This is a genomic window from Haloferax sp. Atlit-48N (genome assembly GCF_003383015.2).
Classification (GTDB): Archaea; Halobacteriota; Halobacteria; order Halobacteriales; family Haloferacaceae; genus Haloferax; species Haloferax volcanii.
Genome location: NZ_CP137693.1, coordinates 278,787 through 291,250, shown reverse-complemented (window position 1 = coordinate 291,250; position 12,464 = coordinate 278,787). Strand labels below are relative to the sequence as shown.

Sequence of the window (12,464 nt, the reverse complement as noted above, 5' to 3'; positions counted from 1 at the left end):
CGTGAAAACGGCTCAACAGGGAGCGAGGGAACGTCGAGACGGCGAAAAATGGGGTGGGGTGCTTCCGACGGCTGCCGTCGGGTAGCGTCAGGCAGGTGCGGTGAGCGTGGTCAGTCGATATCGGTGCGGTCGGAGTCGTCGGTGCGCGCCCGGGTCGATGTCGGTGAGTCAGTCGATGACGCGGGCGATGCCGTCGTCGAGTTCCTCGTACAGTTCCTCGGCGCGGCGCTCGTCGTCGGCCGACAGCGACCGAATCGGCTCGCGGACTTCCCCGCCGTGCAGGCCGGCCAGTTCGAGGCCCTTCTTCACTATCGGGACGCTTATCGCGCCGGGAAGGTCGTTGTCGGTTCCCGTCTCGCCGCGGAGAGCTTGGAACGGGAGCGTCAGGTCGCGAATCTCGCGGGCGCGTTCCCAGTTCTCCTCGGTGAGCGCCTCGAACAGCGCGAGGCCGATTTCCGGGCGGAAATTGCTGACGCCCGCCGAGAACCCCTCGATGCCCTCGTTCCAAAACGAGACGGCGTAGGGTTCCGCGAGGCCGTCCACCCAGACCACGTCGTCGTCCGCGACGGCGACGGCGGAACCGAGTTTGACCGGGTCCTCGATGGCGTACTTGACGCCGACGACGCCCTCGATGCGCGAGAGGTCGCGGAGGAAGGAGACCGAGGGGTCGAAGCCGCGGACGTAGGGAACGAGCGGCGTGTCGGTCGCGGCGTCGAGTTTCTCGTAGTAGCGGATGAGTCCCCGCTCGTGGACGTAGGTGTGGTCCGGCGGCATGACCATCATGGCGTCCACGCCGACGCGGTCGTAGGCTTCCATCAGGTCCGTCGCGGCCTTCGTCGACCCGCCGACGCCGGCGAGGACGCAGGCGCTGTCGGGGAGCGCGTCGACCGCCGTCTCCGTCACGTCGACGCGCTCCTGTTGGGACAGGGAGTGGTATTCGCTGATGTTCGCGGCCGCGAGGAACGACGAGATACCGTCGCCGGAAAGCGACTTCGCGTTCGCTTCGAGTTTGTCGTGTTGAATCTCCAGGTCGTCGTCGAACGGCGTGAGCAAGCCGACGGCGACGCCACGGAGACGACTGCGTACACGGTCGTCTGCGAGTGGCATGGTACAGTCAATCTGAGTCAACCGTGATAAACCCATCGTCAACGCCTGAATCCGGCGTTCACGCGCGTGAGAGCGCCCGCGAGTCGTCCATCTGGTGCGCGGCAGTCAGGCTTCGTGACCCGAACGGGCGGGCCGAAGCGGTACCCGAATTGAAGTCGGACGTCGCGGTCACCCATCAATTTATTACGATTTGGTCAGAGTGGATTCGTATGGACGTCTTGATGACCGGCGTCTATGGCCGGTGCGGCACCGCAGTCATAGACCACCTGCACGACGACGACGCCTACGATTTCACGTACTTCAACCGCTCCGACCGCCCCGACGACCACCCTTACGGCGGCTACGACACCGTCGTCGGCGACGTGTCCGACTACGACGCGCTCGACGGCGCCGCGGCGGGGCAGGACGCGATGGTCCACATGGCGGCGTACCCCTACACCGACGGGACGTGGGAGGACATCTTCGAGCCCAACATCATCGGGATGTACAACGCGCTCGAAGTCGCCCGCGAGAACGAAATCGAGTCGTTCGTCTTCCTCTCGACCAACCACGTCATGGGCGGCTACGAGGACGAGTTCTCCCCCGAGATATACGAGCCGGGCCACGGACTCGTCATCGGCCACGAGGACCCCGTCCGCCCCGACTCGTTTTACGGCGCGTCGAAGGCGTACGGCGAGGACATGGGTCGGTACTACGTCGAGAACTACGAATACCCCAAGCAGTTCTACGCCCTCCGGGTGTGCAGCGTCCGGATGCCGGAGTACGACCACCCCTACGGCGACGCCGAGGCCGCCGTCGAGAACGGCGAGTTCGAACGCGGGAGCGCCGAGTACGAGGAAACCGTCGGGCGCATGAAGGCGATGTGGCAGTCCCGCCGCGACTTCGCCCACGAAATCGACTGCTGTCTGCAAGACGACGACGTCGAATTCGGTATCTTCAGCGGCGTGAGCGACAACCAGCGCCGGTGGTACGACCTCGAACACGCCCGCTCGCAAATCGGCTACCACCCGCAGGACGACGGCGAGGAGTGGGACAGCCCGCCGGAGTAGTCTCGAACGACTGAGTACAGACGGCTACGCGGTCGCGGGGGCAGAAAAAACGAGAGTCGGGTCAGTCCGCCGCGACGACGCTCACTCGGTGTGAAGCGTCACGTAGCCGTCGAAGTTGAGAATCACGAACTGCGCGAGGTCGCCGAACAGCGCCTTTCCGGTCGGCGACCGCTTCCGGCCGAGGATGAACACGTGGTCTGCGCCCTCCTCGTCAGCGACTTCGATGACCGTCTCGGCGCGCTCTTTCTCGGCGGCGATTCGCGGGACGATTTCGTAGGACACCTCGTCGTCGGTCGCGAAGACCTTCCGGGCGACCTCCTCGGCGTCGTTCATCGCGCCCTTGAACGCGTCCTGTTCGGTGTACGACGTGTGCTCGACGTCGCCGATGGTGTCGAGGACCTCCTGGGTCTCCTCGAACTCGTCTTCGGTGAGCGTGACGAGGAGGACGAGGTCGGCGTCCGCGCCGAGCGCGTGTTCTCTGGCCTCCCGGAGGAGGTCCGCGTGCGAGTCGGTGTTCTCGATGAGTACTAATCCTCTGTCCATGCACCCTCATTCCGTCTCGCCTTATCTAAGTCTACCGGGGAAAGGGACGGCGAGGGTGAGGCTGGCCGGGGCAGTATACTGAAATACACCGCGGTACTCTACGCAGACATGCCCGAAACGAGTCTCGCCGACGTGCTCCGCGATTACGAGACCCGAATGAAGCTCGTCCTCGTCATCTCGCTGGCCTCTATCGCCCTGCTTCTCCTCTCGCTGCCGTCTATCGAACCGGGGACGACGACCCACGCGCTCGTCTATCTCCAACTGACGACGTTCGGCGGATTAGCGGTCGTGATGCTCGGACTGTTGCTGTGGACGGCGAGGAGCGCGTGAGACGGGGCGAAAACCAGCGCGAACGGGCGGGGAACTGTTATTTTCTCTATCATGGTTGGGATGGGCAAATCCAGTATCTATATTAACGGGGAGTATCATGATAGATGATACCGCATGGCTGGAAAGCGTTCAACCAACTGGAGTAGACGAGACCTTATCAAGTACGGGGCGGTGGCTGGCACGGCTGGACTGGCCGGCTGCTTCGACAGTTCCGGGCAGACGACCGAAGACGGCAGTACCGGGGACGGCACGGACGGCGGCACGACCACCGAGGGCGGCGCGAGCATCGCCGACGACACCCTCGATTACCCCGCGGGCCGACCCGCGACGGACGTGCAGTTCAACCGGTACAGCCTCGGCAACTACGCGCACACCCTTCAGGACCAACTGTTCGAGGAAGTCGCGCGCGGCTACGCCGACGGGACGGTCCGACCCGACCTGCTCGAAGACATGACCGTCGACGGGCGGACGCTCACGCTGACGTTCCCCGAGGGGTTCAAGTGGTGGAACGGCGACGACCTGACGGCCGAAGACTACTACATCGGTCTCGAAATCGACCGCCTGCAATCGCCCGAGCAGTCGCCCATCGAGAGCAACACGCTGGTCGACGACTACACCATCGAGCGGACGTTCAAGACGGCCGTCTCGCCCAACCTGATGAAGGCGAACGTCGCCGAGACGTTCGTCAACACCCCGCGGTCGATTTACCGCGAATACCTCACCCGCTACGAGGAGGCATCGAGTGAGAGCGAGCGCGAGAGCGTGACGAGCGACCTCCTCGACATGAGCATCACGACCCAACAGCTCATCGACGAGGGGCTCGGCAACGCGCTGTACCGCGTCACCGGCTTCAACTCCTCGGAGACCGTCCTCGAGAAGTTCGAAGACCACCCGTACGCGAGCCGGACGGACATCCCGAAGGTGCGCATCATCCCCGAGACGACCGCCGACGTGGAGTCGCTGTCGGTGAACGACCAGCTCGACATGAACCCCGACGTGCTCATGTCGGAGTCCCAGCAGTCCCGGTACCCGGACAACATCGAGAACGTCTACCGACTCAACTGGTTCCGCACGCAGAAGTTCACGTTCAACTTCAAAAACGAGCACATCGCGCGGCTCCCGGTCCGGCGCGCCATCGTCAACGCGGTGGACTTCGAGTCGATGGTCGCCGCGATGCGGCAGGCCGGGACCGTCGGCGCACCCGCCGAGAACCAGACGGCGCTGCGCTCGACGATTCACGAGGAGTACCTCGGCGAGGACTTCGTCGACCAGCTCATCGACTACCCGGTCGGCAAGGACCTCGACGCGGCGACGCAACTGCTCGAAGACGCCGGCTACACCAAGGAAGACGGGACGTGGGTCGACCCGGACGGCGAGTCGTTCACCTTCACGGTCCTGACGCAGAACAACAACACCCAGGTGCAGGCGACGAAGGTCTTCAACGACCAGCTCAACGCGTTCGGCATCCAGACCGAAATCAGCACGGTCAGCTCGACCGACTACTACCAGCGCCTCCAAACGTACGAGGCGGACATCTTCTGGATATGGCACGTCGCGAAGGCGCTGTGGCACCCGACGGCGTACTTCTCGAACAACTTCTACGGCATCGAGGTCGGTGACCCCTCCAGTGGAAACGAGACCGGCCCGACGGGCAAGCCCTTTACGACGACCATCCCGAGCGAGGTCGGCGCGACCGAAATCTCCGGCAGCGGCAAAGAGATTCAGCCCGCACAGCTGATGAACGACCTGCCGAACTCCGAGTCCGCAGAGCAGGTCAGAGAGCGGACCCGCGACCTCGTCCAGTGGTTCAACTACGCGCTTCCCGACTTCGTCTTCGTCGAGGAGGACTCCGGCTACTGGGGCGACACGCAGGACTTCTCCATGCCGACGGGCGACGACTACGAACTCAACACGAACCGACCGGGCGAGTTCTCCTTCAAAAACGGATGGATTAGCTCCAACTCGCAGTGAGGTGAGACGGCAGCCTCGACGGGCTTAACCACCACAATTAAGCTCTCTCACGCTAGAAGCCAAACTATTAATAATGACACCAAAGTATTTGTTGAAGCGTCTCGGGCAAGCGATACTGACGTTTTTCGTCACGATGACGGTCTCGTTTCTGCTGTACCAGGCCATGCCCGGTGGCCCGACGGAAGCGATGCGGAGCGTGATCCTCTCGCAGAGCGGCGGGAGCGTCGATATCGACCGACTGAACAGGATGATACAGCTCTACACGAACGTGAACCCGGACCAGCCGATGCACGTACAGTATTTCAACTACGCGTCTGACGTGATTCTCCGGCAGGACCTCGGCACCTCGTTCTTCAAAAACGAGGAGGTCACGACGCTCATCATGCAGCGCATCCCGTGGTCGATGTTCATCAGCGTCTACGCGCTCGCGCTGGGCTACTCGCTGAGCATCTTCCTCGGCGTGATGACGGCCTACCGGGAGAAGTCGCGGTTCGACTCCACGGTGTCATCGCTCATCATCGGACTCAACTCGATTCCGTACTACATCGTCGGCGTCGTGCTCATCTACTTCCTCGCCATCCAGAACAACTACTTCCCGACCGGCGGCCGAATCGGCTCGGGCATCGCCGCGGGGTACAATCCGGAGTTCATGCTCAGTCTCGTGCAACACGCGGCGCTCCCGGCGATTTCGATGGGCGCGCTCGCGACCTCCGGCGCGCTCGCCATGCGCGGGAACGCGGTTCGCGTCCTCGGCGAGGACTACATCCGCGTGGCGCAACTCCGCGGGCTCCGCGAGACCCGCATCGCCACGCAGTACCTCGGGCACAACTCCATCCTCCCGATGTACACGCAGTTCATGATCGGCATCGCCGGCGTCTTCAGCAGCGCCGTCATCGTCGAGGAGGTGTTCGCGTACCCGGGCATGGGCCTCCTGATGTTCGAGGCGGTCAAGACGCAGGACTACCCGCTGTTGATGGGCACGCTCCTCGTGTTCACGGCGATTTCGCTGACCGCTATCTTCATCGCGGACCTCACGTACACGCTCATCGACCCGCGCATCTCGGTGGGTGAGGAGTAACCATGAGTGAAGCACATTCCGACACGTTCGACCTGAAAGACCTCTACGAGGAGGACATCGACCCGGACCCCGAATCGGGTGCCGACCGCGCAAAGCGATTCCTCGAAATGAACGTTATCGCACCCGCGCGCATCGCGGCCGACGACTGGCGCGCGCTCGTCGGCGGCGCGATTCTCGCCTTTTTCCTCCTCATGGGCACCGTCGGCGTCTGGCTCGTCGAGCGACCGACGAGCGGTGACGCGCCCGTCCTCGCCGCGCCGTTCGAATCGCTGGCGTACCCGCTCGGCACCGACGTGTTCGGCCAGCCGATTCACGCCCAGCTCATCCACGCGACGCCGGGCATGTTCAAGATGATATTCGCGGGCGCGGTCGTGAGCGTCGGCTTCGCCGCTCTCGTGGGCGTCGTCGCCGGCTTCGAACACGGCACGCGCATCGACTCGTTCCTGATGACCGTCACCGACGTGGTCATCACGATTCCGGGTCTGCCGCTCATCATCGTCATCACGGCCATCTTCCAGCCCGAGAACCCCTACATCGTCGGGGTCTTCCTCGGCATCGACAACTGGCCGGGGCTGGCGCGGACCGTCCGCTCGCAGGTGCTGAGCATCCGCGAGGAGTCCTACGTCGAGGCGTCCGAAATCATGGGCATCCCGCTGTCGTCGATTCTCCGTCGGGACATCCTCTCGCAGCTCATGCCGTACGTGATGATAAACGGGGCGCTCACCTCGCGGCGCATCATCTTCGAGTCCGTGGGCCTGTACTTCCTCGGCATCCTGCCGTTCACCACGTTCAACTGGGGCGTCATGATGAACCTCGCGTACGAGGGCAACGCGCTCACCCGCCCGGACATGCTCCCGTGGATGGTCGCGCCCATGGTCTGTATCTTCCTGCTGTCGTTCGGGCTCGTCCTCCTGTCGCAGGGGCTCGACAGCCTGTTCAACGTCCGCCTCCGGGCGCGCCACGCGAACACCTCGAAGAAAGGCACCTCGAAGAACAACCAATCGCAGGCGACCGGCGGGGACTGACCCCGTGCCAACACCTATAACCAGACGATGACTACCAACCAAGCAATGCGAACGTCGAATCAGAACGACTCGGACCCCGACCAAGACGTCGTGTTCGAAGTCCGCGACCTGGAGGTCACTTTCGGGACCAACCGAGGCGAATCGAGAGTCGTCCGCAACGTCGACTTCGACATCTACCGCAACGAGACGCTCGGGATGGTCGGCGAAAGCGGCAGCGGCAAGTCCATGACCTCGTCCGCGTTGATGAACGCGGTCGTCAGCCCGGGGGAGACCTCCGGCGAAGTTACCTACTACCCGCCCGACGGCGGCGAGCCGATTTCCGTGCTCGACCTCGACGAGGAAGAGCTGCGGAAGTTCCGCTGGGGCGAAGTCGCCATGGTGTTCCAAGGCGCGATGAGCTCGTTCAACCCCGTCAAGAAGGTCCGCGGCCACTTCAGGGAGACCCTCGAAGACCACAACCGCGACGTGGAGGCGGGGCTCGACCGCGCCCGCAAGATTCTGGGCGACCTCTACTTAGACCCCGACCGCGTCCTCGACTCGTACCCCTACGAGCTCTCGGGCGGGATGAAACAGCGCGCGCTCGTCGCGCTCGCGCTCATCCTCGAACCGGAGGTGCTCGTGATGGACGAGCCGACCGCCGCGCTCGACCTCCTGATGCAGCGCTCTATCGTCTCGCTGCTCAAGGAGCTCAAAGCGGAGTACGACCTGACGATTATCTTCATCACCCACGACCTGCCGCTTCTCACCAAGCTCGCGGACCGGCTCGTCGTGATGTACGCGTTCGACATCGTCGAAATCGGCTCGACCGAGGAGATACTGTACGACGCCGCGCACCCCTACACGCGGTCGCTCCTCAACGCGACGCCGGACCTGAACGCCCCCATCGAGGAGATGCAGTCCATCTCGGGGTCGAAGCCCGACCCGGTGACCAACATCCCCGGCTGTTCGTACCGGCCGCGGTGCCCGATGGCCGACGAGTCTTGCGCGGAGGCGGAGCCACCGATGGCGGACCGCGGCGGCGGCCACCGAACCGCGTGTTTCTACCACGACGACGTGTCCGACGAGATTCCGATTCCCGCGATGGAAGCGGCCGAAGAGGGCGGTGAGGCCGAATGAGCGTCGATAACTCCATCCTCTCGGTGGACGACGTATCGGTCCACTTCACGGACAGCAGCGGCTTCCTCGGCCTGTTCGGCGAGCGACAGACGGTCCGCGCCGTCGACGGCATCTCGCTCGACATCGGGGAAAACGACGTGGTCACGCTCATCGGCGAGTCCGGCTGCGGTAAGTCGACGCTCGGAAAGGCCATCATCGGCGCGCAGGAGCCGACCCACGGCTCGATTACCTACCGCGGACAGGATATCTGGGAGGCGAAAAACAGCCGCGACCCGGACATCCCGTTCTCGGAGATTCGGCGGTCGCTCCAGATTATCCACCAGGACCCCGGCAGCGCGCTGAATCCGAACCAGCGCATCCTCACCTCGCTGATGCTCCCCCTGAAAAAGTGGAACCCGAACCTCGGCGAGGAGGAGCGCCGAAAGCGCATCTACGCGCTCCTCGAACGCGTCGGGCTCACGCCCGCCGAGGACTTCGTCGAGCGGTTCCCCCACCAGCTCTCGGGCGGCGAGAAACAGCGCGTCGTGTTGGTTCGGTCGCTGCTTTTGAACCCGGACGTCATCCTCGCCGACGAGGCCATCAGCGCCCTCGACGTGAGCCTCCGGGTGGAGATGATGGACCTGATGCTCGAACTGCAAGACCTGTTCAACACCTCCTACGTCTTCATCAGCCACGACCTCTCGAACGCCCGGTACATCGCCGAGAAGTCCGGCGGCCGCATCGCCGTCATGTACCTCGGCCGCATCGTCGAAGTCGGGCCGATAGAGCAGGTCATCGGTGACCCTCAGCACCCCTACACGCAGGCGCTGAAGTGGGCGACCCCGAACCTCTACGAAGGAGACGAGGACGACGACCTTCCGATTCGGAAAATCGACATCCCCGACCCGACGAACCGGCCCAGCGGCTGTCACTTCCACCCGCGCTGTCCGAAGGCGCGCGAGGTCTGTGAGACGAACGACCCGGGCGCGTTCGAAGACGAGACCGGCCACGCCGCGCGGTGTTTCCGCGCCGACGAAGACCACGAGTACTGGGACAGTCCGAGCATCGTCGACGACTGAACCGGGGTCGCGGACGCCGTGCGCGGCCAACTATCGACCGCCGACCACCGACCGCTGACCGTCAGCCGCTTTCCAGCACCACGTTTTCGCCCCGCAGAGCCGTCCGAGCCGGTCGAACGACCTCCGAGCGAGCAGTATCTATTTGTGTGCGGAGAGCGACCGTGTGGGTACGTATGTCAGTCAACGCATCGCGCGTGCCTTCGCTCCGGAAGGCCGCGGCGTCGAACCGGAACTTCATTATGACCGCGCTCGCCGGCGTCTGCATGATTCTCCTCGCGCGTTTCGTCCTCGACGGGACGATTGCAGGAATGTTCGGCGTCTGGGGCATCTCGCTCGTCGGCGTCGCCGTCGGCGGCTATCTGTTGCTCCGACTCTGGGGCGCGTACAATTGACCTCCGAGACTCGGCCACCGACCGGAACGGCGAACTGAATCACCACTCGGAAAAACGGGGATAGCGTTTCGCGAGCGACCGCCGTCGCGTCGTCGTTCTCTCTCTCGTCGCACCCGGGGTCGTTCCGTCCCGCCCGCCGAGGCAGTTACGCGACGCGGTTGGCGTCGATGTAGTCCCAGTCGAACGCGTAGCCGAGGCCGGGCGTCTGCGGCAGTTCGACCACGCCGTTGTCGTCGATTTCGTCCGGCGGGTGTTCGAGACCGGGGAAGTACGTCTCGTAGTCGTGCTTCGGGTGCAGGAGGCCGCGCTCGTAGTACCGGCCGGGGAACGCCATCGTCCCGAGTAGTTGGAGGTTCGGCGCGTCGCGGCCGTGAATCTCGCACTCGATGTTGAACGACTCGCAGAGGCCGACCGCCTTCAGCGCCGGCGTGAGGCCGCCAACGTCGTAGACGCCGACGCGGATGATATCTGCGATGTCCCGCTTAATCCACTCGGCGCGGGTGTGCATCCGACCTTCGGCGGTCTCGGGGCCGACGACGGCGATATCGAGTTCGTTCGAGAGCCACTCGTAGGAGGACATCGAGTGTTCGTCCATCGGCTCTTCTATCCAGCGGAAGTCGAGGTCTTCGAGCGCCTTCCCGATTTTCTTGGCCTCGCTCCGGCTGTAAAAGTGGTGGGCGTCGAGCATGAGGTCGATGTCGTCGCCGACGCGCTCGCGGACCGCCCGGCAGGCGGCGATGTCCTGTTCGGGGTCGTCACCGAACGGCGGCATCCACGTGTGGAGTTTGACGGCCTGATACCCCTCCGCGACGAGTTCCTCGGCGAAGTCTGCGTACGCCTCGGGCGAGCCGAGTCCGTCGGGGTCGTCGTCACCGACCATCGTACTGCCGTACGCCGGGACCGAGTCACGGGCCGCGCCGATGAGTTGGTAGACCGGGAGGCCGGCGTCCTTGCCGGCGATGTCCCAGAGCGCGCAGTCGATGGGCGCGACGCGCTTGTCAGTGAGCGTTCCCTTGTTCAGTCGCTCGGCCCGACAGAGCAGTTGCCAGAGCTTCTCGCGGTACAGCGGGTTCTCGCCGACGAGGTGCTTCTTGGCGAACTCGTTGGCCGCCTCGTGGCCGCCGCGGCAGTAGCCGTCGGGGCCGCCGTCGACGACGACGTGGGTGATGGTCCGCGTCGACTCCCTCGGCTCGCCGGGGTGGCCGTGACCCTTCTCGTCGGGGTCGATGTGGGACGCACAGCTGAACCGGATGGTACGGATGTCGCTGATCTCCATTCGTGGTAGTCGGTTACGCGGAACGGTCATAAAAGTACGGCGGGAGCGACGATTTCGGGGACCGGACGGCGGGGAGAGCAGGGGGGAGAACCCGGCGACGCCGGGCCGTCAGTCCAGCACGTCCGCCGGCTCCTCGGGGTACGGCTCGCGGACGAGCCGACCCATGTCGATTTCCTGGTACGGCGCGCGTCGGAGCGTCCCGTTCTCGACGAACTCGTCCGCGCCCGCGTCGGTCAGCTTCGCCGCCAGCGCGTCGCGGAGTTCGGCGACGACCTCGGGGTTGTCGGCGGCGCACTCGTCGAGTTCGTTCGGGTCGGCCGCGAGGTCGAACAGCTGTTCGCGGCCGCCGTTGCGCATGAACACGTACTTCCAGCGACCCTCGCGGACCATTCCGGTGAAGTTCGGTGGGAGCCGCGGCGTCCGGTGGTAGCCGAACAGCCGCTCTCTCGGCTCCGCGTCGCCCCGAATCGTCCCGAGCACGTCGACGCCATCTCGGAGTTCCTGGTCGCCCGCGGCGGTCGTCGCGATACCGAACAGGTCGGTGAGTGCCACGAGGTCGTCGCGGCGGTCGCCGGCCGGAAGCTCCGCGGGCCAACTCACGAGAAACGGGACGCGACACGACGACTCGAAGAACGACGACTTCTCCCAGCCGCGGTGGTCACCGAGGAGTTCGCCGTGGTCCGAGAAGAAGCAGATGAGGGTGTTGTCGGCGTCGTCGCGGGCCTCGACCGCGTCGAGCAGGCGACCGATTCGGCGGTCGACCTCCGAAATCATCCCGTAGTAGTACGCCTTGATGACCCGGACGGTGGTGTCGTCGATGCCGCCCTCGCGGGTCGTCCAGAAGTGGTGGTTCTGGGCGGGAATCTTCTCGTCCATGTGGTCGGTTTCGAGGTCACCTTTCACCGGGTTTCCGAGCCGCTCGGGGTCGTACATCCGGTCGAAGGGCGGCGACGGCGCGAACGGCGGGTGCGGCGGTTCGTACGAGACGAGGCCGAAAAACGGCTCGTCGGTGTCGCGGCCGACGAGATCCACCGCGCGGTCGGTCATCCACGCCTCGTAGTTGTCGTCCGGCGGGAGTCGGTTCTGCTGGGGGAGATGGACCATCGCGCCCTGCCGGGCGGTCGTCTTGACCTCGTGGCCGGTCTCCTCGCGGAACGCCTCGAAACTCAGGTGGTGGTCGTAGCCGAGGTCGATGTCGCGCGGGTGGGCGTGGTACTTTCCGACGAGGAACGTCCGGTAGCCCCGCTCGCGCATGCTCCGGGCGAGGAAGGGGCCGCACCGGTCTTCGAGGTGTCGCGCGTCGCGCTTTTCGTTCCCGAGGTAGCCCGTCGAGACGGCCTCACAGCCGGTTCGAATCGTGTGCCGCGCCGGGATGCAGATCGGGTCCGGCGAGTAGGCGTTGGTGAACGAGACGCCGCGGTCGACGAGTCGGTCGATGTTCGGGGTGTGGATTCGACTGTTTCCGAGCGCCTGAATCGTGTCCGACCGCTGCTGGTCAGTCATCACGAACAGGACGTTT

The 12,464-nt window shown here is 64.6% G+C and carries 12 protein-coding genes; 8 read left to right on the top strand and 4 right to left on the bottom strand.

Annotated features, from left to right (window positions below):
- Nucleotides 1–168: 168 nt before the first annotated feature.
- On the bottom strand, nt 169–1,107 hold the full coding sequence (locus DEQ67_RS19180) for a dihydrodipicolinate synthase family protein (protein WP_004041058.1): 939 nt from the start codon (nt 1,105–1,107) through the stop codon (nt 169–171).
- Nucleotides 1,108–1,316: 209 nt separating this feature from the next.
- Between DEQ67_RS19180 and DEQ67_RS19175 the strand changes: the two genes are divergently transcribed.
- Nucleotides 1,317–2,156 carry an NAD-dependent epimerase/dehydratase family protein gene (locus DEQ67_RS19175; RefSeq protein WP_006599993.1) on the top strand — a complete coding sequence of 280 codons (840 nt, stop codon included), beginning with the start codon at nt 1,317–1,319 and terminating at the stop codon, nt 2,154–2,156.
- Between the two features lie 81 nt (nt 2,157–2,237).
- Here DEQ67_RS19175 and DEQ67_RS19170 read toward each other — a convergent pair whose 3' ends face one another.
- Nucleotides 2,238–2,699, bottom strand: coding sequence for a universal stress protein (locus DEQ67_RS19170; protein WP_004061685.1), 462 nt, complete (start codon nt 2,697–2,699; stop codon nt 2,238–2,240).
- A gap of 108 nt (nt 2,700–2,807) precedes the next feature.
- On the opposite strand from DEQ67_RS19170, the gene DEQ67_RS19165 reads away from it, so the two are divergent.
- The 7 genes from DEQ67_RS19165 to DEQ67_RS19135 all read left to right on the top strand — a co-directional run bounded on the left by DEQ67_RS19165 (nt 2,808) and on the right by DEQ67_RS19135 (nt 9,669).
- Nucleotides 2,808–3,029: a hypothetical protein gene (locus DEQ67_RS19165; RefSeq protein WP_004061687.1), complete on the top strand. Its 222-nt coding sequence runs from the start codon at nt 2,808–2,810 to the stop codon at nt 3,027–3,029.
- Nucleotides 3,030–3,200: 171 nt separating this feature from the next.
- Nucleotides 3,201–5,000 (top strand): ABC transporter substrate-binding protein, encoded by a 1,800-nt coding sequence (locus tag DEQ67_RS19160; RefSeq protein WP_115861496.1) that lies wholly within the window; start codon nt 3,201–3,203, stop codon nt 4,998–5,000.
- Nucleotides 5,001–5,133: 133 nt separating this feature from the next.
- Complete coding sequence (locus DEQ67_RS19155) at nt 5,134–6,078, top strand: ABC transporter permease (RefSeq protein ID WP_004041063.1); 945 nt, start codon at nt 5,134–5,136, stop codon at nt 6,076–6,078.
- Between the two features lie 2 nt (nt 6,079–6,080).
- Nucleotides 6,081–7,103, top strand: a complete 1,023-nt coding sequence (locus DEQ67_RS19150) for an ABC transporter permease (RefSeq protein WP_008573163.1) — start codon at nt 6,081–6,083, stop codon at nt 7,101–7,103.
- A gap of 45 nt (nt 7,104–7,148) precedes the next feature.
- Nucleotides 7,149–8,219 carry an ABC transporter ATP-binding protein gene (locus tag DEQ67_RS19145; protein WP_004041065.1) on the top strand — a complete coding sequence of 357 codons (1,071 nt, stop codon included), beginning with the start codon at nt 7,149–7,151 and terminating at the stop codon, nt 8,217–8,219.
- Entirely contained in the window at nt 8,216–9,277 is a 1,062-nt protein-coding gene (locus DEQ67_RS19140; protein ID WP_006599995.1) for an ABC transporter ATP-binding protein, read from the top strand. The genes DEQ67_RS19145 and DEQ67_RS19140 overlap by 4 nt, the downstream gene beginning before the upstream one ends.
- 173 nt (nt 9,278–9,450) lie before the next feature.
- Nucleotides 9,451–9,669: a hypothetical protein gene (locus tag DEQ67_RS19135; protein ID WP_004041067.1), complete on the top strand. Its 219-nt coding sequence runs from the start codon at nt 9,451–9,453 to the stop codon at nt 9,667–9,669.
- Between the two features lie 145 nt (nt 9,670–9,814).
- Here DEQ67_RS19135 and DEQ67_RS19130 read toward each other — a convergent pair whose 3' ends face one another.
- Both DEQ67_RS19130 and DEQ67_RS19125 read right to left on the bottom strand, forming a co-directional pair.
- Nucleotides 9,815–10,945, bottom strand: coding sequence for an enolase C-terminal domain-like protein (locus tag DEQ67_RS19130; RefSeq protein WP_006599996.1), 1,131 nt, complete (start codon nt 10,943–10,945; stop codon nt 9,815–9,817).
- A gap of 108 nt (nt 10,946–11,053) precedes the next feature.
- The gene (locus DEQ67_RS19125; RefSeq protein ID WP_424020190.1) at nt 11,054–12,448 is read right to left on the bottom strand and encodes a sulfatase family protein; all 1,395 of its coding nucleotides are present in this window, start codon (nt 12,446–12,448) and stop codon (nt 11,054–11,056) included.
- Between the last annotated feature and the right edge of the window lie 16 nt (nt 12,449–12,464).

Bases quoted from the DNA above. Each gene is read 5' to 3' on its own strand.
- DEQ67_RS19180 (WP_004041058.1), bottom strand. From the start codon at position 1,107: ATGCCACTCGCAGACGACCGTGTACGCAGTCGTCTCCGTGGCGTCGCC.
- DEQ67_RS19175 (WP_006599993.1), top strand. From the start codon at position 1,317: ATGGACGTCTTGATGACCGGCGTCTATGGCCGGTGCGGCACCGCAGTC.
- DEQ67_RS19170 (WP_004061685.1), bottom strand. From the start codon at position 2,699: ATGGACAGAGGATTAGTACTCATCGAGAACACCGACTCGCACGCGGAC.
- DEQ67_RS19165 (WP_004061687.1), top strand. From the start codon at position 2,808: ATGCCCGAAACGAGTCTCGCCGACGTGCTCCGCGATTACGAGACCCGA.
- DEQ67_RS19155 (WP_004041063.1), top strand. From the start codon at position 5,134: ATGACGGTCTCGTTTCTGCTGTACCAGGCCATGCCCGGTGGCCCGACG.
- DEQ67_RS19150 (WP_008573163.1), top strand. From the start codon at position 6,081: ATGAGTGAAGCACATTCCGACACGTTCGACCTGAAAGACCTCTACGAG.
- DEQ67_RS19145 (WP_004041065.1), top strand. From the start codon at position 7,149: ATGCGAACGTCGAATCAGAACGACTCGGACCCCGACCAAGACGTCGTG.
- DEQ67_RS19140 (WP_006599995.1), top strand. From the start codon at position 8,216: ATGAGCGTCGATAACTCCATCCTCTCGGTGGACGACGTATCGGTCCAC.
- DEQ67_RS19135 (WP_004041067.1), top strand. From the start codon at position 9,451: ATGTCAGTCAACGCATCGCGCGTGCCTTCGCTCCGGAAGGCCGCGGCG.
- DEQ67_RS19130 (WP_006599996.1), bottom strand. From the start codon at position 10,945: ATGGAGATCAGCGACATCCGTACCATCCGGTTCAGCTGTGCGTCCCAC.
- DEQ67_RS19125 (WP_424020190.1), bottom strand. From the start codon at position 12,448: ATGACTGACCAGCAGCGGTCGGACACGATTCAGGCGCTCGGAAACAGT.